Origin of the sequence: Mitsuaria sp. CC2 (genome assembly GCF_048957715.1) — a bacterium.
GTDB lineage: Bacteria > Pseudomonadota > Gammaproteobacteria > Burkholderiales > Burkholderiaceae_C > Roseateles.
In genome coordinates this window covers 1-22,925 of sequence record NZ_JARVXN010000032.1, presented here as the reverse complement: position 1 = coordinate 22,925, position 22,925 = coordinate 1, and the positions used below count along the sequence as shown (strand labels likewise).

Genomic DNA, 22,925 nt, shown 5'->3' with positions numbered 1-22,925 from the left:
CGGTGCGCAGAATTGCGTGAAGGTCGCGTGAAAGGAGTGTCAATGACTGCAATTCGACAATCGGCAGGGGTTCCTACCAATTGAGGCATTACGGGTCACCGGGACAAGGGGCAGCCCTGAAAGAGCGATACCCCCGCATGACCGGCGTCACGGGTGACTTCCGGCCAAGGCGGGGGTATCGGGGAGCACTTCCCTGCCGGGAAATGTCCGTATCGTCAGGCGCCCAACTCGTTGCGGGTCGGCAACAAGCTGTATCTCGACCGCAACAATGCGGGCAGAGGTTTTGTCGGGGACTCGTCAGTATCAGCGCGCTGTGCGCACGGAATATCGGAGTCCCGTCCGACGACTATCAGAAGTTGTAGCTGCCCGTCAGGTAAACGGTGCGGCCCAGCGGGCTGGCGTAACGCGGGTCGTAACCGACCTGGTGGCCCGACGAGTCACGCAGCGTGAACGGCGGGGTTTCGTTGGTCAGGTTCTGGATGCCCAGGCGCAGTTCCAGCGCCTTGTTGTAGCGGAAGGTGCCTTGGTAGTCGAAGGTGATGTAGTTCGGCACCATCAGCTGGATGCGCGTGTTTACGCCGGTCTGCAGGTCGCGGACGGTCTGTTCGATGTCCTTGTAGCCCGAACGGTACTTCACCGCGATCGAGTTCGTGAACTTGCCGGTCTCCAGCGCGAACTTGGCCTGCGCCGTGTTGCGGAAGATGACCTGCGCGTCCACGCCGTACTTGCCGAGGCTGTCGGTGAAGTCGTTGGAGGTGCCGGGACGCGTGTACTTGGCCTCGATCATGTAGGTGCCGTTGACCGTGGTGGTCAGGCGGCCCAGGCCTTCGATGTTCAGACGCCCGTCCAGTTGCCAGTCCATGCCGCTGTAGTTCGACTTGCCGATGTTGGTCGACATCGACATGAAGGCGTAATAGGCGTTCGTTTCGGCCGGCAGCTTGTAGGTCGTGAACAGGCTCTGGAACTGCTGCGGATTGGCGAAGGCCTGGTTGGCGGAGACCGCGCTGACGGCGTCACGCAGGTCGATCTGCCAGTAATCCAGGCTGGCGCCGAAGTTGCGGGTCGGATCGAAGCGGATGCCGACGGTGGCCTGCTTGGACTTTTCCGGCTTCAGATTCTCGTTGCCGCCCGACAGCTGCGTGTACTGCGACTTGCCCGGCTTGCACGGGGCCGCGCCGCTGCCATCGCCCGGGAAGGGGCAGTCGTAGCTGGAAGCGGTCACGCCGTTGGTCACCAGCGGCTGGGCGATGTCCAGCATGTCCGGCGCCTTGAAGCCCGTGCCGTACGAGCCGCGCAGCACGACCGTGCTGGTCGGCTTGTACGACGCCGACAGCTTGTAGGTCGTCGCGGTCTCGGTCTTGCCGAAGTCGCGCTTGTTCACGCCGTCCTTGATCTTGCTGATGCTGTCGTAACGCAGGGCGGCGGTGACTTCCAGGTTGCGCAGAACGGGGACCACGAACTCGGCGAAGGCGCCGACGTTGTCGCGCTCCATGTCGTAGCGCGGGTTGGGGGCGAAGTTGTAGATGACGCCGTTGACCGCGTCTGCCGACGGATCCTGCTTGTAGTGATAGTTGCGGAAGTCCGCGCCGACCCCCAGCTTCACCGCGCCCGCGGGCAGGTTGAACAGGTCGCCGGAGGCGCGCACGTCGGCGCCCTTGAGCGTCGTCGATGCCTCGCGGATCGTGCCGTGGTAGATCGAGTCCGTGATCAGCTGCTGCGTCGTGGCACTCTGGTTGCCCGACGGCACGAACGGGTCGAGCGCGCCGCTGGAGAGGATGCTGCCGAATTCCTTGGCCTTGAAGTAGCCGCCGACGTACTTCTCGTCGAGGGAGTTCTGCGACCAGGTGACAGCGCCGGTCAGGTCCCAGTCGCCGATGGCGACGTCGGTGCCGACGACGATGTGCTTCGCGTCGGTGATGGTCTGCGAGTCGCGGGTGCCGAAGTCGGTGGCGCGGTAGTTGGCGGTGACCGTGTCGACGTGGGCCAGCTGGGCGGGCGTCAGGTAGGGCGCGACGTACTTGGTGAACAGCGGCGACGTGGTGGCGATGGCGATCGGCACCGGGTTCGGCGCGATACGTGCGGTCAGGTCCAGGCGCGTGAAGGCCACGTCCGAGAACAGCTTGATGCGATCGTTGATCTTGGCTTCACCGGTCACGAACAGCGAGTCGCGAGTCGATTCCGGATAGACGTCGATGGTGCTGACGAAGTCGAATGCGCACTGGGCGGTGCCGACCTTGGCGGCGGAGTTCGCCGGGATGGTATTGGCCAGGCTGTAGACGTTGTTCGGTGCGCAAACGCCGTTGGCTTGGCGGTACGGGTTGAACGAGTAGGCGCCCAGCGTGGTCGTTTCGCCGGCCAGACGCTTGAAGACGACGGCGGCGTTGGCCGGATCGGCCGAGGTGCTGGTGCGGTCGTAGGCGTAGTTCTTGCCGTTCAGCGTGAACGGCAGATAGGCGCTCTTGGCGAAGTTGCGGTCGCCCGACTTCAGCTGCTGCTGGTCGTCGCGGCGGTAGGTGGCGACGACGTTGAAGCCGTCGCGGTTCAGGTCGCCCAGGCCGTAGGTGGCGCTGACGTTGTACGCCGTGCCGCCGTTGCCGACCGGGTTGCTGTAGTTGGCGGTGATGTTGCCGCCCTGGACGTTCTTCTTCAGGACGAAGTTCACCACGCCGGCGATGGCGTCGGAGCCGTACAGCGCCGAGGCGCCGTCGGTCAGGACTTCGATGCGCTCGATGGCGCTCATCGGGATGGAGTTCAGGTTGATCCGGCTGCCCGAACCCGTGGGGGCGATGCGGCGACCGTTCAGCAGCACCAGCGTGTAGCTTTCCCCGATGCCGTGGATCGACGCGGTGGCAATGCCGCCCGAATTCGAACCGATCGAGATGTCACCGACGGTCAGGTTGCCGCCCATGGCGGGCAGGCGCTGGATCAGGTCGGCGACGTTGTTCGCGCCGGACGACTTGATTTCTTCCTGCGTGATGATCTGGACGGGCAGCGCACCTTCGTTGGCAACGCGCTTGATGCTCGATCCCGTGATCTCGATGCGTTCGAGCTGGGCGTTTTCCTGGGCGTGGGCGGCGCCGATCGAAGCGGCGAGCAGCGCGGCGGCGAGGCTCACGCGGCGGAGTTGAAGCGAAGAGGTCATGCCGGATCCGTGAAATGGCAGAAATGATTCCAGCGCTGATGACTTTGTGTCATCGGACACTGCGTGTAGGTGAACAAACTTTAAGTAACGAGGCATTGAAGTGGTCCCGGGGCCGGCCCGTAAGGGTTTTCCATGCTTGAACCAACGCAAATCGCCATTGCAGGCATGCCGAATGACATGGGAGTGTCAGAAGTCAGCGCATCCCAGTCACCGAAAAATGCTCAAAGTGACACAGTGCAGAAACGGACGGAAACAAAAAAGCGACCCGAAGGTCGCTTTGGTGATTGCCGGTGTACGCCGCACGATGGCGGCGATTCGCTGCAGATGGTGGCCTTTGCCTCGCGCTTCAGCGATTACCCGCCGCGTGGGCGGCTTTGCGCTTCTGCCGCCACGCGTGCAGCAGCGGCTCGGTGTAGCCGCTGGGTTGTTCACGTCCTTTGAACACCAGATCGACGGCGGCTTGATACGCCATGCTGTTCGGGTGGCCGGACATCGGTTCGTACAAGGGGTCGCCGGCGTTCTGGCCGTCGACAACCGCCGCCATCCGTTCGAATGTCGCCCGGACCTGTTGTTCACTGACGACGCCGTGTTGCAGCCAGTTCGCGACATGCTGGCTTGAGATGCGCAATGTCGCACGGTCTTCCATCAATCCGATCTGGTTGATGTCCGGCACCTTCGAGCAACCGACGCCCTGATCGATCCAGCGGACCACGTAACCGAGGATGCCCTGGATGTTGTTGTCCAGTTCCTGCTGCTTCTCGACGTCGGTCCAGGACGGATCGGCCGCGACCGGAATGGTGAGCAGGCGCTGCAGCAGGTCCGCGCGGTCGACGCCGGGGGCGTCGGCCTCGATCTGCTGCTGGACCTGCGCCACGCTGACCTGGTGGTAATGCAGCGCATGCAGCGTGGCGGCGGTCGGGCTGGGCACCCAGGCGGTGTTGGCGCCCGCCTTGGGGTGGGCGATCTTCTGTTCCAGCATCGCGGCCATCAGGTCGGGCATCGCCCACATGCCCTTGCCGATCTGGGCGCGGCCGCGCAGGCCGGCGCTCAGGCCGACCAGCACGTTGTTGCGCTCGTAAGCCTGGATCCAGGCGCTGGCCTTCATGTCGCCCTTGCGCAGCATCGGGCCCGCGAGCATCGCGGTGTGCATCTCGTCGCCGGTGCGGTCCAGGAAGCCGGTGTTGATGAAGGCGACGCGGCTGGGCGCCGCGGCGATGCAGGCCGCGAGGTTCACGCTGGTGCGGCGCTCCTCGTCCATGATGCCCAGCTTGACCGTCGAGGCCGGCAGGTCGAGCAACTGTTCGACGCGGCCGAACAGCTCGTCGGCGAAGCCGACCTCGGCCGGGCCGTGCATCTTCGGCTTGACGATGTAGATCGATCCCCGGCGCGAGTTGCGCAGTCCCGAGCCCGAGAGCTGCTTCAGGTCGTGGATCGCGATCAGCGTCGTGACGACGGCGTCCATGATGCCTTCGGGGATCTCGCGATCGCCCTCGAGCAGGATGGCCGGGTTGGTCATCAGGTGCCCGACGTTGCGGACGAACAGCAGCGAGCGGCCCGGCAGCACGACGTCGTCGCCACCGCCGGCCGCCTTGTAGACGCGATCCGGATTCAGGCGGCGGACGAAGCTCCGGCCGCCCTTGCTGACCTCCTCGGTCAGCGAGCCGCGCAGGATGCCCAGCCAGTTGCGATAAGCCAGCAGCTTGTCCTCGGCGTCCACGGCGGCGATCGAGTCCTCCAGGTCGAGGATGGTCGACAGGGCCGATTCCATCAGCACGTCGGAGACGCCGGCGGCGTCGGTCTGGCCGATCGTCGAGGCGCGGTCGACCTGGATCTCGAGGTGGATGCCGTGGTGGCGCAGCAGGATTGCCGAGGGCGCGGCGGCCTCGCCCAGGTAGCCGAGGAACTGGGCCGGATCGGCCAGTGCGACCGAGCGGCCATCCTTCAGCTTGACGGCCAGCGCGGTGCCGCTGACTGTGTAGCCGGCGGCGTCGGCGTGGGACGCGCCGGCCAGCGGCGCGGTCTGGTCCAGCACCTGCCGCGCGAAGGCGATGACCTTGGCGCCGCGCACCGGGTTGTAGCCGCCGGCCCGCTCGGCGCCGTCGGTCTCGGGAATCGCGTCGGTGCCGTAGAGCGCGTCATACAGCGAGCCCCAGCGCGCGTTCGCCGCGTTCAGCGCGTAGCGGGCGTTCAGGATGGGCACCACCAGCTGCGGGCCGGCCTGGATCGCGAGTTCGGCGTCCACGTTGGCGGTCGTCGCCTTCGGATCGGCAGGCAGCGGCACCAGATACCCGATCTGCTTCAGGAAGGCCTGGTACGCCGCCATGTCGGCGATCGGGCCGGGGTGGGCGCGGTGCCAGCCGTCGATCTCGGTCTGCAGCCGGTCGCGTTCGGCCAGCAAGGCGGCGTTCTTCTCCGCCAGCTCGTGCGCGAGCGCGTCCAGGCCTTGCCAGAACGCGGCCGGCTCGACACCGGTGCCCGGCAGGGCCTCGGTCTCGATGAAACGGGCCAGGGCGGCATCGACCTGGAGGCGGTGGTGTTGGCTGCGTGCGGTCATGGCGACTCCGGAAGGCGGTTCAACGATGCGTCGACTGTAGGGCGAGAGGCGGTGGCGATTCATGTCGGCCCTGGTCGAAGATCCCTGACTTTTTTGCACAAATAACAACGACCAGGGTCGTCATTCATTGCCTCGGGCGGCGCAACGGTCCAACAATCGCCGGCCATGGACCGCCTCAAACAGATCGAGTCCTTCACGCTGGTCGCGACCAAGGGCAGCCTGACCGCCGCGGCGCAGGCGGAGGGCGTGGCGCCGGCGGTGATGGGCCGCCGGCTGGACGCGCTGGAGGCGCGGCTCGGCGTGAAGCTGCTGCTGCGCACGACGCGCAAGCTGACGCTGACGCACGAGGGCATCGCCTTCCTCGAGGACTGCCAGCGCCTGCTCGCCGAATTCGCCAGCGCCGAAGCCAGCGTCAGCGCCGGCGGCGTGAAGGCCAGCGGTCATCTGAGGATCACCGCGCCGGCCGGCTTCGGCCGACGCCATGTCGCGCCGCTGGTGCCGGACTTCCTGTCGCGGCATCCGGAGGTCAGCGTGTCGCTGAACCTCAGCGATCGCGTCGTCGACATCGTCAACGAGGGCTTCGACTGCGCGGTGCGTGTCGGCGACCTCAGCGACTCCAGCCTGATCAGCATGCGGCTGGCCGACAACCGGCGGCTGTGCGTGGCCGCGCCCTCCTACCTCAAGCGCGCCGGCACGCCGAAGCATCCGTCGGAGCTGATGCGGCACGAGTGCCTGACCTTGAGTTCCGACGCGAGCCAGACGCGCGGCTGGGCCTTCCGCATCGACGGCCAGGTGCAGCATCTTCGGCCCAGCGGGCGGCTCGATTGCAGCGATGGGCAGGTGCTCCATGACTGGTGCCGGCAGGGCCTCGGCCTGGCGTGGCGCAGCACCTGGGAAGTGGCCGCGGCGCTGCAGGCGGGCGAGCTGGTCAGCGTGCTCGACGACTTCGCCGCGCCGCCCAACGGCATCTTCGCCGTGCTGCCCCAGCGCAAGCACCTGCCGCTGCGGGTCCGGCTCTGGATAGACTTCCTGAAAGAACACCACGGCAGCCCCGACTACTGGGCCCGTGCCTCCACCTGGGAGACCCCATGACCCTCGAAGCCCTGCTCGCCGGCCTGCACATCGTGGCCATCCTCAGCCTGGTCGTCTTCCTGTCGAGCCAGGCGGCGCTGTGCCGCAGCGAATGGATGAACCCGGCCGTCGTGCGCCGTCTCTCGCGGCTGGACATGATCTACGGCATGACCGCGGTGGCGGTGCTGCTCACCGGCCTGGCCCGCACCTGGTGGGGCATGAAGGGCCTGGGCTGGTACTGGCACCAGCCGCTGCTGCACTTCAAGTTCGGGATGTTCGTCGTGATCGGTCTGATCTCGATCAAGCCGACCCTGACCTTCCGCCGGTGGACGAAGACACTCGACGGCGGTGGTGGCCTGCCCAGCGAGACCGAGATCCGTTCGACGCGCCGCCTGATCATGATGCAGGCGCACCTGCTGATCCTGATCCCGATCGCGGCGGTGATGCTCGCGCGAGGCGTGATGACGAAGTGAACAAGGCCCTCGCGGGAGGGCCTTGTTCATGGTGACTGACGCTCGCTCAGCGGCGTCATGCGTGCCTGCGCCGAATTACTTGGCGGAGAGACACTCTTTCATGAAGGCCTTGCGGGCGTCGCCGGTCTTGCCCTTCGCATCGGCATTGCAGGTCGTCATCTTGGTCTGCTGAGCGGTCTTGGCCGGCGCGGACGCCGTCTCGCCCTTGAGGCAGCTGCTCATGAAGGCCTTGCGCTCGTCGCCGGACTTGTCCTTGGCGTCGGCGTTGCAGCTCTTCATCAGCTGCTGCTGCTTCAGCTGCTTCTCGGACGGCGCCTTCTTGGCATCGTCGGCGGCGTGCGCGCCCAGCGCGGCGACGGCCAGCAGGACACCGGCGAACAGCGAGACGGGGGTCAGGTGTTTCATCACTCTCTCCTACGGGGATACAGGGGGTTGGGGAAGGACCTGTCGGGCAGTTGAGCACAGCAACGGACGGCTCTCAAGAGCGGTTGACGGCCGTCAAGAGAATGGGTGACCCGCTTCAGTCGACAACGATTCGACGCCCATCTGCAGGCGCGAGTCGGTCGTTCACTCACATGATCCGACGAGGAGACGCCAGCGCCTCATGGGCGAGATGGAGCCGCCTGACCAGGACCTGTATGAAAGCCCGGTCGAAACGGTGCTGGCACTCCGGGCTGAGCTGCCCCAGCGAGTCCGGCGTAAAGGACACGGTTGTGCAAAGTTGGGTCACCCTGATGTCGGTGCTGTGGCGGCGCAGATCGGGATTCGGCGCCAGATACGCCATCTCGCCGACCGAGGTGCCGGTGCCCAACGTCGCGACCAGCGCGCCGTCGCGCCAGACCTCGACCTCGCCCTGCGTGACGATGTGGAAGGTGTTGCCCTCCTGGCCCTTCTTGAACAGCAGGTAGTCGAGCGGATACCGGCGCCAGCGCGCGCGCCGCACGACTTCCCAGAGCTCGACGTCGCCGAAGCCCGCGAAGAACTCCAGCCCGCGCAGCAGGTTGAAACGCTCCGAGTCCTTCACCTCGTTGAGCCGCGCCAGCGGCACCAGCTGCTTCGCGACGAGTTCCGACAGCGCCTGGCCGAAGGACTCCCAGTCCGGATAGCGCTCGGACGGGTGCTTGTAGAGCGCGCGCTGGATGACCGCGTCCAGTTCCGGCGTCACGCCGCCGCGCTGACCCAGCAGCGGCTGCGGCGCCTGATGGTAGATCTGGTGCATCAGCGCCATCTGGTTGGGCGCGTCGAAGGGCGGACGGCCGCAGACCATGTGGTACAGCACGGCGCCCAGCGCATAGATGTCGGCCTGGGCGCCGACATCGCCGCCCTCGATCTGCTCGGGCGGCATGTAGGCCAGCGAGCCGACGCGATGCACCTGCGTCATGTCGGCGTTGAGGTTGAGCGCGCTGCCGAAGTCGCTGACCTTCACGTCGGTGACCTGGCCCTGGCTGTCCAGCACGGCCAGCAGGTTGGCCGGCTTGATGTCGCGGTGCACGACGCCCTGGCGGAACACGTAGGACAGCGCCATCGCGCACTTGAACCCGAGCTCGACGATCTGGTCCAGCGGCAGCAGCCGGTCGTTGCGGCAGAAGTGCTTCAGCGTGACGCCGTGGACGAACTCCATCACCAGATAGGGGAGGTCGCCGTCCTGCACCGCGTCGAGGATCTGCACCACGTTCGGATGCTGCAGCCGGCCGGCCAGCGCGGCCTCGGCGGCGAAGAAGCGGATGCTGAGCGTGTCTTCCTCGCTGCGGCCGCCGGCGGACCAGGCGCGCATGCGCTTGATGGCGACTTCCTGGCCCTTGAAGTCGTCCATCGCCAGGAAGACGTCGCTGGTCGCGCCCTCTCCCAGTCGTCTCAGCACGCGGTACTTGCCGATCTGCTCGGGCAGGTCGGCCAGTCCGCCGAGCGTCGAATCGGAAAAGGTGGAGGGACGGAGATCGTCGGAGGCGCTCATCGGAGGACCATCCTGCCCCAGGGAGAGGGTGCGGGCAAGAGGGGACCACGGTCTCTTACAGGGCAGGTCCCCTAAAATGCGGCCCCATGATCCAAGCCAAGCAGGAATTGCTCGCCGCCCTCGGCACCGTGCTCCAGGGCCTGAGCCAGGAGGCCCTCGACAGCGGCCTCATCAAGGCCGCGCCCGCGGCCGCTTTCGAGAACCCCAAGCAGGCCGCCCACGGCGACTTCGCCTGCACGGCGGCGATGCAGCTGTCCAAGGCGCTGAAGAAGAATCCGCGCGAACTGGCGCAGACGCTGATCGCCCAGCTGCAGGCGCAGCCCGCCTTCGAGCGCTGGGTCGAGGCGCTGGAGATCGCCGGCCCCGGATTCATCAACATCCGCCTGAAGCCGGCGGCCCGCCAGGCCGTGGTCGGCGAGGTGTTCGCCGCGACCACGCGCTTCGGCCACCAGCCGGCGCGCGACACGTCCGCGCTGGTCGAGTTCGTCTCCGCCAATCCGACCGGCCCGCTGCACGTCGGCCATGCGCGCCAGGCGGCGCTGGGCGATTCGCTCTGCCACCTGTTCTCGACGCAGGGCTGGAAGGTCAGCCGCGAGTTCTATTACAACGACGCCGGCGTGCAGATCGGGACGCTGGCCCAGTCCACGCAATGCCGGCTGAAAGGCCTGAAGCCGGGCGACGCGGGCTGGCCCGAGTCGGCCTACAACGGCGACTACATCCAGGACATCGCCGAGGCTTTCCTGCGCAAGGAGACGGTGACGGCGGACGACCGCGCGTTCACCGCGTCCGGCGACATCGAGGACCTGGACGGCATCCGCCAGTTCGCCGTGGCCTACCTGCGTCACGAGCAGGATCTGGACCTGCAGGCGTTCGGGCTGCGCTTCGACAACTACTTCCTCGAGTCGTCGCTGTACAGCGGCGGCCAGGTCGAGGACGCGGTGTCGCGCATCGTCGCCAACGGCAAGACCTACGAGGACGGCGGCGCGCTGTGGCTGCGCTCGACCGAGTACGGCGATGACAAGGACCGCGTGATGCGCAAGTCCGACGGCACCTTCACCTACTTCGTCCCGGACGTCGCGTACCACGTCAACAAGTTCAAGCGCGGCTTCTCGAAGTGCATCAATGTGCAGGGCAGCGACCACCACGGCACGATCGCCCGGGTGCGCGGCGGCCTGCAGGCCACCGGCGTCGGCATCCCGGAAGGGTTCCCCGACTACGTGCTGCACAAGATGGTCACGGTCATGAAGGGCGGCGAGGAGGTCAAGATCTCCAAGCGCGCCGGCAGCTACGTCACGCTGCGCGACCTGATCGACTGGACCAGCCGCGACGCGGTGCGCTTCTTCCTGATCAGCCGCAAGGCCGACACGGAGTTCATCTTCGACGTCGACCTCGCGCTCAAGGCCAACGACGAGAATCCCGTGTTCTACGTGCAGTACGCGCATGCGCGCATCTGCTCGGTGCTGCGCAAGGGCGTCGAGCAAGGCCATGACGAGGCCGCGGTGGCCGGCGCCGACCTGTCGCTGCTGACCGCGCCGACCGAGGCCGCGCTGATGCTCAAGCTGGCGGACTATCCGCGCATGCTGAGCTCGGCGGCACAAGACCTGGCCCCGCACGACGTCGCGTTCTACCTGCGCGACCTCGCCGGCGCGCTGCACAGCTACTATGGCGCCGAACGCGTGCTGGGCGACGACCCGGCCTTGACGCGCGCGCGCCTGGCGTTGCTGGCCGCGACACGGCAGGTGATGCGCAACGCGCTGGCGGTGCTGGGGGTGTCGGCCCCGGACGCGATGGAACGTGACTCGCAGGAGCAGCAATGAGTAAACAGAAGCAGCGCGGCGGATTCGCCATGGGCCTGATCGTGGGCCTGCTGCTGGGGCTGGGGATCGCGCTGGGCGTGGCCCTGTACGTGACGAAGGCCCCGGTGCCCTTCGTCAACAAGCTGCCGCAGCGCACCGCGGAGCAGGACGCGCAGGAAGCCGAACGCAACCGGAACTGGGACCCGAACGCGCCGCTGGCCGGCCGCGCCGGGGCGAAGGCCGCGTCGGGCGTCGTGACGCCCGCCGTCGCGCCGCCCGCGACGCAGCCGTCGCCGCAGATCACCATCGGCGGGACGCCGGCACCGGCGGTCGAAGGCCGTCCGGCGGAGCGCGCCCCCGCGGTGCAGCCGCAGGCCCAGAGCCAGATCCCGTCCGTCAAGCCGGAGCAGCGTCCCACCGAGCCGCGCGCCGATGGCGTGCGTCCTGACGGCTCGCGCGGCAGCTTCTTCGTCCAGGCCGGCGCCTATGCGCGCATGGAGGACGCCGAGCAGCAGCGCGCCAAGCTGGCGATCCAGGGCTTCTCGGCCAAGGTGATGGAGCGCGAGCAGTCCGGTCGAACGGTCTTCCGGGTCCGTCTGGGTCCGTTCGACACGCGAGACGAGGCCGAGGCGCAACAGAAGAAGCTCGAGGGCGCCGGTGTCGAGGCCAACCTCGTGGCGATCCAGCGATGAACGTCCGGCCGGCGCCCTATCCCCCTGATACAGCCGTCATGCGACGTTAATGCCGCTCTAAGTTTGACTTTCTAGGATGGCCGGCCGCTGCGGCGCCGGTCGCAGCGGAACCCAACAAGGAATCGAAGATGAAGCGTCGCGAATTCAACGCCCTCACGGCCCTGTCGACCGCCGCGGGCGGTGGTGCGCTCCTGGCCGGCGCGCCGGTGCACGCGCAGGGCGGCCCGGTCGAGGGCCGCCAGTACCAGCGCCTGGCCACGCCGGTGCCGGGCTCGACGCCGGGCAAGATCGAGGTGATCGAGTTCTTCTGGTACGGCTGCCCGCACTGCTACGTCTTCGAGCCGACGATCGAGGCCTGGGCCAAGCAGCTGCCCGCCGACGTCGTCTATCGCAAGATCCATGTGGCCTTCCGCGCCAACGTGAAGATCCACCAGCAGCTGTTCTTCACGCTGGAAGCGATGGGCAAGGAAGCGCAGGTGCGTCCGGCGATCTTCAACGCCATCCACCGCGGCGGCCAGGGCCTCACCAACGTCGACGAGATGGCCAAGTTCCTGGCGCCGCTGGGCGTGGACGCGGCCAAGTTCAAGGAGACCTACAACTCCTTCACCGTGCAGACCAAGAGCCAGCAAGCCGAGAAGCTGCAGAACCAGTACAACATCGACGGCGTCCCGACCGTCGCCATCGGCGGCCGTTACCTGACGTCGCCGGCGATGGCCGGCTTCGGGCTGCGCGTCAGCGAGGAAGAACTCGGCCAGCGTTGCATCGCCGTCGCCAACTTCCTGCTGCCGCTGGCGCGCAAGGGCGCCTGACGCGACCGCAAGCAGTCCTTTGGAAGCGCCCCTTGGGGCGCTTTCTGCTTTCTGGGACCCTCCGTTGGGGGAGAACCGGGGGCAGGGCTTGCGCAACCGGGCCATCGCAGCTTAAAGTGATATCACCTTTTGGAGGAGCCAGGTGATGACCGAGATCGCGATCCCGAAGACCGCCATGCCGAGCGAGCGCAGCGGCGGCCATATGAACGGGTATGCCGCGCTGGCGATGGGCCTGGCGCTGGCCGGCGTCGCGGTCTTCCTGTTCATCGACTCGCGGGGGCAGGTCTTGCTGCGACCCGGCATCTGGGTCGTCATCGTCTGCGCCCTGTTCCTGCTGCTCGGCCTGTACATCCAGCAGCCCAACGAAGCGCGGGTGCTGACGCTCTTCGGCCGCTACGTGGGCACCGACCGCATGTCCGGCATGCGCTGGACGATTCCGCTGTTCATGAGCAAGCGTCGCCTGTCGCTGCGCGCCCGCAACCTGGACGCGCCCACGCTGAAGGTCAACGACAAGCGAGGCAACCCCGTCGAGATCGGCGCGGCGGTGGTCTGGCGCGTGCAGGACACGGCCCGCGCGGTGTTCGAGGTCGACGACTTCGAGCAGTACGTCAGCATCCAGGCGGAGGCCGCGATCCGGCACGTCGCCTCGCAGTTCGCCTACGACGAGGGCGACGACATCGACAGCCGGGAGATCACGCTGCGCGCCGGCGCCGACGAGGTGATGGCCGCGATGATCGCGGAGCTGCAGACGCGCCTACAGCCCGCGGGCGTCAGCGTCGAGACGGCCATGCTGACCCATCTGGCCTATGCACCGGAGATCGCGCAGGTGATGCTGCGTCGCCAGCAGGCCGAAGCCATCATCAGCGCCCGCAAGAAGATCGTGCACGGCGCCGTCAGCATGGTCGAGGAAGCGCTCAAGGGCCTGAGCGAGCGCGAGATCGTGCAACTCGACGACGAGCGCAAGGCGGCGATGGTGTCCAACCTGCTGGTGGTGCTGTGTTCCGACAAGGACACGCAGCCGATCATCAACGCGGGCACGCTCTACAACTGATCTCGGAGGGCGTCATTCATGGATCACAACACCCGTCGCGGAAGGTCGTCCGCATCCGCATCCGCATCCGCATCCGCATCCGCGTCGCCATCGACGTCCGCGTCGATCGATGGCGAGTGGACCGTCTGGAAGCTGCTGTTCCTCGTGGTCTGGGCGGCGCACCTGGTCGCCGTCGCCGCCGCCTTCCGAGGGGACTCGGCGGCAGCGGGCGGATACCCGACGACCTCTGACTGGAACGGCATGGTCGCGACCGCGCTGGTGACGGGGATCTTCATTCCGTGGATGTGCACGTGGGGCGCGTGCCTGGTCGCGCGGTACGCCGGCTTTTTCCTCAACATGCCTCACAAGGACTACTGGCTGGCGCCGGAACGTCGCGAACGCACGCTCGCGCGATTGGCGCGGCTGTCCTGGCCGCTCGGCCTGCTCGTGGTCCTGGCGCAGGCCGATGCGAACCTGTTCGTGATCGCGCCGGCGCTGGCGCTGGAAACGCAGACCTGGTTCGGCGGCGGCGTGGGCGGCGTGCTCTGGTTCATCGCCATCGTCGCCTGGGCGATCGTGTTCCTGCTCAGTTTCCGCCTGCCCGCCGCCGGAGCGCCAGCGGACGCTGCGCCAGGTGGCGGAAGCGGCCGTGACGTGCCCAGATCGCCGCACCGTCGCCCAGGCCGCTGACGACGGAGCGACGCAGCGATGGGCAGTCCTGGCAAGAAGCAGTTTCCACTGCGCCTCGATCCCTCCTTGTGGGAGGAGATCGAGCGGCTGGCCGCGATCGAGCTGCGCTCGTCCAACGCCCAGATCGAGCTGCTGCTGCGCGAGGCGCTCAAGCGCCGCGGCATCAAGCCCGCGCCGGCGCCGACGCCGCGTCGAGGGCGACCGCCGACAGCGGCCGGTGACGCGGGCGATGCCGACGACGTCGGCCAGGCTGGCGACCTCCACGAATAACCCGGCCTTCGACGCTGCCATCGAGGCGTTCAGCGAACTTCGCACGACCGTGCTAAATTGCGGTCCATGGAAGCCAAGACCGCCCGCAGCGAACTGACGCAGAGCGCCATCGTCGATGTCGCGCTGGAGATGGCGCGCCTGGACGGTCTGGACAGCCTGTCCATCGGCGAGGTGGCCAAGCGGCTGAATCTGTCCAAGAGCGGTGTGTTCTCGCGCATCGGCTCGCGCGAGGCCTTGCAGACCGCGGTGCTGGACGCGTTCGAGAAGACTTTCCAGCAGGAGGTGATCCTGCCGGCGCTGCGCGAGCCGCGCGGCCTGCCGCGCATGGACGCGATGGTGCGTGCCTGGCTCGCGCGCGTCGACGGGCCGCATGGCAACTGCCTCTACGTGGCCGGCGCCTTCGAGTACGACGACCGCGACGACGCGATGCGCGACCGGCTGCTGGACGGCGTACGCCGCTGGCGCGGCACGCTGCGGCGCACCCTGGTGCAGGCGCAGGACGCCGGACAACTGCGCGCGGACGCCGATCTCGACCAGTTGATCTTCGAGCTCGACGGCCTCTTCACCGCGCTCGTCCGGGAGGTCCGCTTCCTGCGCACGCCGGACGCGCTCGATCGGGCCTGGACCAGCTATGGCCGTCTGATGGCCCCGGTCCGGCTGGACGCCGCGCCGCCCATCGCGCCCGTTCCTATCCCCTGAGGCCGAGCCCATGCCCCGCACCGGCCGCTTCGTGTCCACCAACTTCGCACGACCGTGCGAAAAGTCTGCCGCATCCTGATTGATGTCAGCGTGCGGCCAGGAGTTCCCTCATGACCCTCCTCTTGATCCTGAGCCTTCTATTCGGCGGCGGCGCGTGGCGCGCCTGGGCCTCATGGCGCCGCCTGCTGCGGCAGCTGCCGCGACGCAACCGCGACATGGTGTTGTTCTGAGCGCCGACCTCGGCCCCACCGGGTCACGGGATAAGCCGTAGTCGCGTGACCCTGGGCGCTCCTTACACTCGTGGGCTTGTCCCATCGAGGAAAGTCCATGGCGTGGTTGATGCGCTGGCGGCCCGTGACCGTCGGCCCCGAAAAGGCGATTGCTCCCGATGAACGCCTGTCCTGGCCGCAGACCGCGGCGCTCGGCCTGCAACATGTGATCGCCATGTTCGGCGCCACGGTGCTGGCGCCGCTGCTGATGGGCTTCGACCCGAACGTCGCCGTGCTGATGAGCGGCGTGGGTACCCTGCTCTTCTTCTTCCTGACCGGCGGCCGGGTGCCGAGCTACCTCGGCTCGAGCTTCGCGTTCATCGGCGTGGTCATCGCCGCCACCGGTTATGCCGGCAGCGGTCCCAACCCCAACCTGCCGCTCGCGCTGGGGGGGATCATCGCCTGCGGCGTGCTGTACACCGCCATCGGCCTGCTGGTGTCGGCCACGGGCAGCGGCTGGGTCGAGAAGCTGATGCCGCCGGTGGTCACCGGCGCGGTGGTCGCGGTGATCGGGTTGAACCTCGCGTCGGTGCCGATCAAGAACATGGCGCCCACACCCTTTGACGCCTGGATGCAGGCGGCGACCTTCGTCAGCGTCGCCGTGGTCGCGGTCTATGCGCGCGGGATGCTGCAGCGCCTGCTGATCCTCGCCGGCCTGATCCAGGCCAGCCTGATCTACGCGCTGCTGACCAACGGCTTCGGCCTGGGCGCGCCGATCGACCTGTCCAAGGTTGCCGCGGCGGCGTGGATCGGCCTGCCGCAGTTCCACGCGCCGGTCTTCGACGGTGCCGCCATGCTGATGATCGCGCCGGTCGCGCTGATCCTGGTCGCCGAGAACCTCGGCCACCTGAAGGCGGTGGGCGCGATGACCGGCCGCGACATGACGCCCTTCCTCGGTCGCGCCTTCATCGGCGACGGCCTCGCCACGATCGCCAGCGGCGCCGTCGGCGGCACCGGCGTCACCACCTACGCCGAGAACATCGGCGTCATGGCCGCCACGCGCATCTACTCGACGGCGGTCTTCGTCTTCGCGGCGCTGATGGCGCTGGCGCTGGGCTTCTCGCCGAAGTTCGGCGCGCTGATCCAAGCCATTCCGCTGGCGGTGATGGGCGGCGTCAGCATCGTCGTGTTCGGCCTGATCGCGATCGCCGGCGCTCGCATCTGGGTCGACCACCAGGTCGACTTCCGCGACCCGCGCAACCTGATGGTGGCCGCGATCACGCTGGTGATCGGCACCGGCGACTTCACGTTGAAGCTGGGCGGGTTTACGCTGGGCGGCATCGGAACCGCTACCTTCGGCGCCATCCTGCTGCATGCGCTCCTCCTGCGCGGCCGCACGGACTGACCCCTTCGGCCTTCATGCCCTTCAAGCCTTCGGAACCCCGCGCCGCGGCCCTGGCGCCCGTCGTGTGCCTCGCGCTGGCGCTGCTGTCGGGCTGTGGTCCAGGTGACGGCGCCGGATCGCGCCCGGCTGGCGCCTCCGGTGCTTCCGGCTCCGCGAGCGTGCCGGCCGTCCAGGACCGGGCGCTGCAGGCCGAGCTCGAGCAGCAGGAACGCGTCGGCCAGGCGCATCCGCGCGACCATGTGCGGGAGTTGCAGGCGATCGAGGCTCGCGCGGCGGTGGGCAGCGCCGAACGGCTGGAGGCGCTGAGCCAGCGCGCCGCGCTGCTCGCGCAGCTGCGCGACCGCAGCGGGCACGAGGCGGCGATCGAAGCGATCAAGGCCTGGCCCGAGGCCGCGACGACGCGCTCGCAGATTCCGCTGGCGCTGATGCTGGCGCGCGCGCAATGGCTGAAGGCCAACGGTGAACTCGGCGCCGGGGTGCGCCTGCTGGGCGGCCTGGCCGACATCGACGCCGCGACTGCCGATCGCCGCCTGATGTGGCGCGCGACCGAACTGCGCGCTTACATCCAGGGCGACTACGGCGAGGTCGACGCGGCCGTCGAAAGCGGTCTGAAGGCGCTGGAACAGTCGCGCGCGATGGAGTCGCGCTGGCGCGCCGCACACACCGAGGCGACGCTGGCCTTCAACTACTACCGCAGCCAGCAGTTCGATCACGCCAAACGCACCGCGCGCGAGGCGCTGCAGGCTGCGCAGCAGGATCCGGATCCCGTGCTGCTGTACTCGGTCCATACCATCCTGGGCATCGTGCATTCGCAGGACGAGGATCCGAAGCTCAGCCAGCAGGCCCGTGAGCAGGCGCTGCAGTACGCCCGCGAGGCACAGGCGCCCGGTCTGCAGGCCCTGGCGCTGGGCAACCTGGCCGACTACGAACTGCGCAGCGGCAACTACGCGCGGGCGCTGGACCTGTCGACGCAAAGCCTGGCGCTCGCGCACGAGAGCGGCGACATCTCGACCGAGATCCTGGCGCGGTACAACTCGGGCATCGCCAAGATCGGCCTGCGCAAGCTGGAGGAGGGCAAGCGCGACGTGCTGCAGGCCATCACGATGGACGCGCAGCGCGAGGCCGGCGGCTACACCGCCGAATCCTGGCTGGAGCTGGGCACCTACCTGGAGAAGTTCGACGACCTGCCGGGCGCGGTCGAGGCCTTCCATCAATCGCGCCGGGAGTTCGACGAAGTGCTGCGCGACGAGACGCGCAAGGCGGTGCTCGAGGCGCAGGCGCGTTTCGAGGACCAGCAGCGCCAGCGCGAGATCCGGCTGCTCAACCAGGACAACAGCCTCAAGGCCGAGCAGATCCGCACGCGCGACCTGCAGCTGAAGCTATGGGCCGAGGTCGGCGGGTGCGTGCTGCTGTCCGGCGCCTTGCTGGCGCTGGCGTACCGGCGCATCCGCCGCACGAATGCGGCCCTGGCGCAGACCAACGAATCGCTGCGCGTGCAGAGCGAGCGCGATCCGCTGACGGGGCTCGCGAACCGTCGCCACTTCCAGCAGGCCATCGCGCAACGCACCCGCGACGGCGGGTTGCGCGGCAGCCTGTTCCTGATCGACATCGACCACTTCAAGCGCATCAACGACCAGTGGGGCCACGCGGCCGGCGACACCGTGCTGGTGGAGGTCGCGCGCCGCCTGCGCGGCGTGCTGCGCGAGCAGGACCTGGTCGTGCGCTGGGGCGGCGAGGAATTCCTGATCCTCGTGACCTCTGAAGCGACCGAGGATGCGCGCCAGCTCGGCCAGCGGCTGCTGGACCAGATGGGCGGACAGCCGGTCGAGCACGGCTCGCTGCGCATCCCGATCAGCGCGTCCATCGGTTTCGCCAGCTTCCCGATGGCGCCGCAAGACCTGACGCTGGAATGGGAACGGGCCATCGATCTCGTCGACACCGTGATGTACATGGCCAAGGCGCATGGGCGCAACAAGGCCTACGGTGTCGCGGCCATGCAGGCGCGCGACCGCGACCAGCTGCTCGCGCTGGCCGGCCGCATCGAGTCCGCTTGGCACCAGGGCCAGGTGCAGCTGGTCAGCCTGCTGGGACCGACGCAGGAGTCCCGCGCATGAAGACAGCGCTGCTCGCTCCTGCGGGCCTCCTCGTCCGGCTCGTCCGGCTCGTCCTGCTCGTCCCGATGGCACTGGGCGCGGTGCCGGCCCGCGCCGAGATCCCCGATCGCGCCCTGGATGCGCAACTCGCGCAGCTGGACCGCTTCGGCTACAACGAGCCGGCGAAGGCAGCGCAGCAGTTGCGTGCGCTGCTGGCGGAACCCGCGAATGCGGCGCATCGGCTGCACATCGAATACACCCTGGGCCGCAATGCGGTCCAGGCGGGGCGTCCCGACGACGTCCGCCGCATGGCTGCCGAGCTGGAGGCGAAGCCGGGCGGCCGGCCGCTCGCGCGCATGCTGTTGGCCGAGCTGCAAGATCGACAGGGCCAGACCGGCCGCTCCGGCGAGATGGCGCAGCTCGCGCTCGACGAGCTCTCGCCGGCCTGCCCCGCCGCATCGACGGCGCCCCTGCCGCCCGAATGCGATGCGCGCGTGATGATCCAGGCGCTGAGGCTGCTTGCCCGGGCCCAGGGTGCGCGCGGCGAATACGCATTCGCGGAGACCTCGTTGCGGCGGGCGTTGTCGCTGGCGCAGGCGGTCCAGGACCATAGCGTGACCGGCACGATGATGGGGTCGCTGGCGGTCAACAGCCAGGTCCGGGATGAGCCCGCCGCGGCCCAGCAATGGATGATGCAGGCCTGGCAGCTCGCACAGGGCGACGTCTCGGCGATGAGCCGCGCCAAGATGGTCGAGTCGATGGTCGCGTCGCGGCGCGGCGACCGGACCACCCAGCTGGCGGCGCTGGAAGACGCGCTGCGGCTGGCCGAGCAGTCGGGCGGGCGGCGCGACGTGGCGGTGCTGCAGAACAACCTGCTCGACGCCTACATCCACACCGGCCAGTCCGCCAAGGCGGTCCAGCTCGCCCGACTGGCGCTGCCGGTCATGCAGTTCTACAACGACCAGACCAACGAACGCACGCTGCGACACAACCTGTCGGTCGCGCTGGTCCAGCAGCGCCAGTTCGAGCCCGCGCGACGCGAGATCGCCCGGGTCCTCGACATGGCCCAGGGCGACTTCGATCCCGTGCGCCGCGCGCTGCAGCTGCGCGAGCTGGGCGAGGCCTATGCGAAGGTCGGCCAGGCGAAGGAAGCGCTGCGGCTCTATCACGAGGAGCGCGCGCTGAGCGCCGACACGGCGCGACGCAACCGAGAGTCCTCGCTGCAGCAACTGCGACTGAAGTACGACAGCGAGGCCAAGCAGCGCGACCTGGAGCTGCTGCGCCGCGAGCAGACGCTGCAGGACCGCGAGCTCGGCAACCGCCGACTGGCGCAGTACGTCGGCGTGGGACTGGCGGCGTTGCTGGGGCTGTCGCTGATCCTGATCGGCGTGATGCTGGCGCGCGTCCGCGACGCCAACCGCAAGCTCAAGGCCAACCAGAGCCTGCTGCGCGCGCAGAGCGAGCGCGACCCGCTGACGGACCTGGCCAACCGCCGCCACTTCCTCGCGGTCATGGACCGCCATGCGAAGGACATGTTCACCGGCGCGCTGCTGATGATCGACATCGATCACTTCAAGCACGTCAACGACCGCCACGGCCATGCGGCCGGAGACACCGTGATCATCGAGGTCTCCCGGCGCATCGCGCAGGCGGTGCGGGCGGAGGACCTCGTCGTTCGCTGGGGCGGCGAGGAATTCCTGGTCTTCGCCCGCAACGTCGCGCCGGACCAGCTGCAGCGGCTCGCCGAGCGCATCCTGTTCATCGTCGGCGGCGAGCCGGTGCCCACATCGGCGGGCCCGCTGCGGGTGACCTGCTCGGTCGGCTTCGCGCATTTCCCGCTGCCGCCCGCACAGCTCGCGCTGCATTGGGAGCAGGCGGTCAACTGGGCCGACATGGCGCTCTACACGGCCAAGTCGCAAGGGCGCAACCGCGCGCGCGGCATCGTCACGGTCGAGGCCGGCGACGCGCAGGCGCTGATCCAGATCGAGGCCGACTTCGACGCCGCCTGCAGCTCCGAGCGGGTGCAGCTCCAGACCATCCTGGGTCCGGAGTCACCCGAGGTGCCCGGCGCGGACTAGTCGCCCATACTGGGGCGGCCAAGATCCACAACATCGGAGACGCCCCCATGAGCCTGAACCGCCGCGCGCTGCTCGCGCTGTCGTCCACTGTCTGGCTGCCGGAACTCGTGCGCGCGCAAGCGGCCTGGCCCTCGCGGCCGCTGCGCATCGTCGTGCCCTTTCCGCCGGCCGGCACCACCGACCTGATGGCGCGCGCGATGGCGCCGGAGCTGCAGAAGGCGCTCGGCCAGCCCGTCGTCGTCGAGAACAAGCCCGGCGCGGGCGGCAACACCGGTTCGGCCGACGTGGCGCATGCGACGGACGGGCATTCGCTGCTGATGGGCACCGTGGGCACGCATGCGATCAACCAGTCGCTGTATCCGAAGATGCCCTTCGACCCGGTCAAGGATTTCGCGCCCATCACGCTGGTCGCGGCCGTGCCCAACGTGTTGGTCATGAATCCCGCCAACGCGCAGAAGTACGGCATCAACAGCGTGGCTGACCTGGCGCGCGTCGCCAAGGCCAATCCGGGCAAGCTGAACATGTGCTCCAGCGGCAACGGCACGTCGATCCACCTGGCGGGCGAGCTGTTCAAGAGCCTGACCGGCACCTACATGATCCATTTCCCTTACCGCGGCTCGGGCCCGGCGCTGCTGGACCTGATGGGCGGCAACATGGATCTGATGTTCGACAACCTGCCCTCGGCGATGCCGCACATCAAGTCCGGCAAGCTCAAGGCCATCGCGGTCACCAGTGCGAAGCGCAGCGAGACCTTGCCCGATCTCCCCACGATTGCCGAGAGCGGCGTACCGGAGCTGAAGGCCTTCGAGGCCTCATCGTGGTTTGGGCTGCTGGCGCCGATCGCGCAGCCGGCGGACCAGGTCGCGCGCGTTCAGCGCGAGGTCGCCAAGGCCTTGGCGACGCCTGTCATCAAGGAGCGCCTGGCGGCGCAGGGCGCTGTTCCTGGAGGTGGCACGAGCGCCGAATTTGCTGCGCTCATTGCTCGCGAGACGGCCAAGTGGGCCAAGGTCGTGAAGGTCTCTGGCGCGAAGGTCGACTGAGTCCTCGCTCCCAAGCCGGCCGTGCCGGCGGGCGCCGTCCTCTGTCAGAACTTGAAGTCGTAGTCGATTGTCAACGGCGCGTGGTCGCTGAAGCGCTGGTCGAGATAGATGGCCTCGCGCGTGGCCAGATGGGCCATGCCGGGTGTCGCGAGGTGGTAGTCCAGTCGCCAGCCCACGTTCTTCGCCCAGGCCTGGCCGCGGTTGCTCCACCACGTGTACTGCTCGGGCTTGTCGTTGAGGACGCGGAAGACGTCCACCAGCCCGATGTCCTTTTCGAGCAGCCGCGTCATCCAGTCCCGCTCTTCGGGCAGGAAGCCGCTGTTCTTGCGGTTGCCTTTCCAGTTTTTCAGATCGATTTCCTTGTGTGCGATGTTGACGTCGGCCACCAGGATGAACTCGCGTTCCGCGCGCAACGCCATCAGGTAGGGGTACATCTCCGCCAGGAAGCGGAACTTCGCCGCCTGGCGCTCCTCGCCGCTGGAGCCGCTGGGGAAGTAGCAGCTGATCAGGCTCAGCTTGCGGCCGGGCTTGTCGAATCGTTTCTCGATCCAGCGCCCCTCGTTGTCGAACTCGCTGCTGCCGAAGCCGATGATCACGTCGCTGGGCGTCTCCTTCGTGTAGAGGCCGACGCCGGAGTAGCCCTTCTTCTGCGCGTAATGGAAGTGGCCGGTCAGCGTGTCGTAGCCGGCGAACTGGGATTCGACGACGTCGGCCTGTGCCTTGAGTTCCTGCACGCCGACCACGTCGGCCTGTTGCGGCGGGAGCCAGTCGAAGACGCCCTTGGTGGCGGCAGAACGGATGCCGTTGAGGTTGAGGGTGATGAAGCGCATGGGCGGTGGACGGGTGACCCTGGAAGAGGGCGGCAGTATCGCAAAGCCTCGTTCTGAAGTTGGCAGCAGCGGGGGGAGCGAGGCCTCCCC

The 22,925-nt window shown here is 68.0% G+C and carries 18 protein-coding genes; 13 read left to right on the top strand and 5 right to left on the bottom strand.

What is annotated here, in order from left to right:
- Window positions 1-349 precede the first annotated feature (349 nt).
- Window positions 350-3,142 (bottom strand): TonB-dependent receptor, encoded by a 2,793-nt coding sequence (locus PV762_RS21405; protein ID WP_421037023.1) that lies wholly within the window; start codon window positions 3,140-3,142, stop codon window positions 350-352.
- A 346-nt stretch (window positions 3,143-3,488) separates the two neighbouring features.
- The gene (locus PV762_RS21400; protein WP_421037022.1) at window positions 3,489-5,696 is read right to left on the bottom strand and encodes a malate synthase G; all 2,208 of its coding nucleotides are present in this window, start codon (window positions 5,694-5,696) and stop codon (window positions 3,489-3,491) included.
- A 165-nt stretch (window positions 5,697-5,861) separates the two neighbouring features.
- Here PV762_RS21400 and PV762_RS21395 point away from each other — a divergent pair, with 165 nt between their 5' ends.
- Entirely contained in the window at window positions 5,862-6,788 is a 927-nt protein-coding gene (locus tag PV762_RS21395) for a LysR family transcriptional regulator (protein WP_421037021.1), read from the top strand.
- The gene (locus PV762_RS21390; RefSeq protein WP_421037020.1) at window positions 6,785-7,240 is read left to right on the top strand and encodes a DUF2214 family protein; all 456 of its coding nucleotides are present in this window, start codon (window positions 6,785-6,787) and stop codon (window positions 7,238-7,240) included. The genes PV762_RS21395 and PV762_RS21390 overlap by 4 nt, the downstream gene beginning before the upstream one ends.
- 75 nt (window positions 7,241-7,315) lie before the next feature.
- On the opposite strand, the gene PV762_RS21385 is transcribed toward PV762_RS21390, so the two are convergent.
- Together PV762_RS21385 and PV762_RS21380 are read right to left on the bottom strand one after the other, a co-directional pair.
- Window positions 7,316-7,645, bottom strand: coding sequence for a PsiF family protein (locus tag PV762_RS21385; RefSeq protein WP_421037019.1), 330 nt, complete (start codon window positions 7,643-7,645; stop codon window positions 7,316-7,318).
- Between the two features lie 166 nt (window positions 7,646-7,811).
- Window positions 7,812-9,194: a serine/threonine-protein kinase gene (locus tag PV762_RS21380; RefSeq protein ID WP_421037018.1), complete on the bottom strand. Its 1,383-nt coding sequence runs from the start codon at window positions 9,192-9,194 to the stop codon at window positions 7,812-7,814.
- Between the two features lie 86 nt (window positions 9,195-9,280).
- On the opposite strand from PV762_RS21380, the gene argS reads away from it, so the two are divergent.
- From argS to PV762_RS21325, 11 genes are all read left to right on the top strand, one after another.
- Window positions 9,281-11,011, top strand: coding sequence for an arginine--tRNA ligase (gene argS, locus PV762_RS21375; protein ID WP_421037017.1), 1,731 nt, complete (start codon window positions 9,281-9,283; stop codon window positions 11,009-11,011).
- Entirely contained in the window at window positions 11,008-11,682 is a 675-nt protein-coding gene (locus tag PV762_RS21370; RefSeq protein ID WP_421037016.1) for an SPOR domain-containing protein, read from the top strand. The genes argS and PV762_RS21370 overlap by 4 nt, the downstream gene beginning before the upstream one ends.
- Before the next feature lie 128 nt (window positions 11,683-11,810).
- A complete protein-coding gene (locus tag PV762_RS21365; protein WP_421037015.1) occupies window positions 11,811-12,491 on the top strand; it encodes a thiol:disulfide interchange protein DsbA/DsbL in 681 nt (226 codons plus the stop codon).
- 145 nt (window positions 12,492-12,636) lie between these two features.
- Window positions 12,637-13,542 carry an SPFH domain-containing protein gene (locus PV762_RS21360; protein ID WP_421037014.1) on the top strand — a complete coding sequence of 302 codons (906 nt, stop codon included), beginning with the start codon at window positions 12,637-12,639 and terminating at the stop codon, window positions 13,540-13,542.
- Window positions 13,543-13,560: 18 nt separating this feature from the next.
- Complete coding sequence (locus PV762_RS21355) at window positions 13,561-14,211, top strand: hypothetical protein (RefSeq protein ID WP_421037013.1); 651 nt, start codon at window positions 13,561-13,563, stop codon at window positions 14,209-14,211.
- Between the two features lie 18 nt (window positions 14,212-14,229).
- Window positions 14,230-14,481: a hypothetical protein gene (locus PV762_RS21350; protein ID WP_421037012.1), complete on the top strand. Its 252-nt coding sequence runs from the start codon at window positions 14,230-14,232 to the stop codon at window positions 14,479-14,481.
- 66 nt (window positions 14,482-14,547) lie between these two features.
- Complete coding sequence (locus PV762_RS21345; RefSeq protein WP_421037011.1) at window positions 14,548-15,180, top strand: TetR/AcrR family transcriptional regulator; 633 nt, start codon at window positions 14,548-14,550, stop codon at window positions 15,178-15,180.
- 327 nt (window positions 15,181-15,507) lie between these two features.
- On the top strand, window positions 15,508-16,794 hold the full coding sequence (locus tag PV762_RS21340; RefSeq protein WP_421037010.1) for a solute carrier family 23 protein: 1,287 nt from the start codon (window positions 15,508-15,510) through the stop codon (window positions 16,792-16,794).
- Window positions 16,795-16,808: 14 nt separating this feature from the next.
- Window positions 16,809-18,908: a diguanylate cyclase domain-containing protein gene (locus tag PV762_RS21335; protein WP_421037009.1), complete on the top strand. Its 2,100-nt coding sequence runs from the start codon at window positions 16,809-16,811 to the stop codon at window positions 18,906-18,908.
- The gene (locus PV762_RS21330) at window positions 18,905-20,965 is read left to right on the top strand and encodes a diguanylate cyclase domain-containing protein (RefSeq protein ID WP_421037008.1); all 2,061 of its coding nucleotides are present in this window, start codon (window positions 18,905-18,907) and stop codon (window positions 20,963-20,965) included. Before PV762_RS21335 ends, PV762_RS21330 begins: the two co-directional genes overlap by 4 nt.
- Before the next feature lie 47 nt (window positions 20,966-21,012).
- Window positions 21,013-22,005, top strand: coding sequence for a Bug family tripartite tricarboxylate transporter substrate binding protein (locus PV762_RS21325; RefSeq protein WP_421037007.1), 993 nt, complete (start codon window positions 21,013-21,015; stop codon window positions 22,003-22,005).
- Window positions 22,006-22,049: 44 nt separating this feature from the next.
- On the opposite strand, the gene PV762_RS21320 is transcribed toward PV762_RS21325, so the two are convergent.
- On the bottom strand, window positions 22,050-22,835 hold the full coding sequence (locus PV762_RS21320) for an exodeoxyribonuclease III (protein ID WP_421037006.1): 786 nt from the start codon (window positions 22,833-22,835) through the stop codon (window positions 22,050-22,052).
- Window positions 22,836-22,925: the final 90 nt, after the last annotated feature.

Bases quoted from the DNA above. Each gene is read 5' to 3' on its own strand.
- PV762_RS21405 (WP_421037023.1), bottom strand. From the start codon at position 3,142: ATGACCTCTTCGCTTCAACTCCGCCGCGTGAGCCTCGCCGCCGCGCTG.
- PV762_RS21400 (WP_421037022.1), bottom strand. From the start codon at position 5,696: ATGACCGCACGCAGCCAACACCACCGCCTCCAGGTCGATGCCGCCCTG.
- PV762_RS21395 (WP_421037021.1), top strand. From the start codon at position 5,862: ATGGACCGCCTCAAACAGATCGAGTCCTTCACGCTGGTCGCGACCAAG.
- PV762_RS21390 (WP_421037020.1), top strand. From the start codon at position 6,785: ATGACCCTCGAAGCCCTGCTCGCCGGCCTGCACATCGTGGCCATCCTC.
- PV762_RS21385 (WP_421037019.1), bottom strand. From the start codon at position 7,645: ATGAAACACCTGACCCCCGTCTCGCTGTTCGCCGGTGTCCTGCTGGCC.
- PV762_RS21380 (WP_421037018.1), bottom strand. From the start codon at position 9,194: ATGAGCGCCTCCGACGATCTCCGTCCCTCCACCTTTTCCGATTCGACG.
- argS (WP_421037017.1), top strand. From the start codon at position 9,281: ATGATCCAAGCCAAGCAGGAATTGCTCGCCGCCCTCGGCACCGTGCTC.
- PV762_RS21370 (WP_421037016.1), top strand. From the start codon at position 11,008: ATGAGTAAACAGAAGCAGCGCGGCGGATTCGCCATGGGCCTGATCGTG.
- PV762_RS21365 (WP_421037015.1), top strand. From the start codon at position 11,811: ATGAAGCGTCGCGAATTCAACGCCCTCACGGCCCTGTCGACCGCCGCG.
- PV762_RS21360 (WP_421037014.1), top strand. From the start codon at position 12,637: ATGACCGAGATCGCGATCCCGAAGACCGCCATGCCGAGCGAGCGCAGC.
- PV762_RS21355 (WP_421037013.1), top strand. From the start codon at position 13,561: ATGGATCACAACACCCGTCGCGGAAGGTCGTCCGCATCCGCATCCGCA.
- PV762_RS21350 (WP_421037012.1), top strand. From the start codon at position 14,230: ATGGGCAGTCCTGGCAAGAAGCAGTTTCCACTGCGCCTCGATCCCTCC.
- PV762_RS21345 (WP_421037011.1), top strand. From the start codon at position 14,548: ATGGAAGCCAAGACCGCCCGCAGCGAACTGACGCAGAGCGCCATCGTC.
- PV762_RS21340 (WP_421037010.1), top strand. From the start codon at position 15,508: ATGGCGTGGTTGATGCGCTGGCGGCCCGTGACCGTCGGCCCCGAAAAG.
- PV762_RS21335 (WP_421037009.1), top strand. From the start codon at position 16,809: ATGCCCTTCAAGCCTTCGGAACCCCGCGCCGCGGCCCTGGCGCCCGTC.
- PV762_RS21330 (WP_421037008.1), top strand. From the start codon at position 18,905: ATGAAGACAGCGCTGCTCGCTCCTGCGGGCCTCCTCGTCCGGCTCGTC.
- PV762_RS21325 (WP_421037007.1), top strand. From the start codon at position 21,013: ATGAGCCTGAACCGCCGCGCGCTGCTCGCGCTGTCGTCCACTGTCTGG.
- PV762_RS21320 (WP_421037006.1), bottom strand. From the start codon at position 22,835: ATGCGCTTCATCACCCTCAACCTCAACGGCATCCGTTCTGCCGCCACC.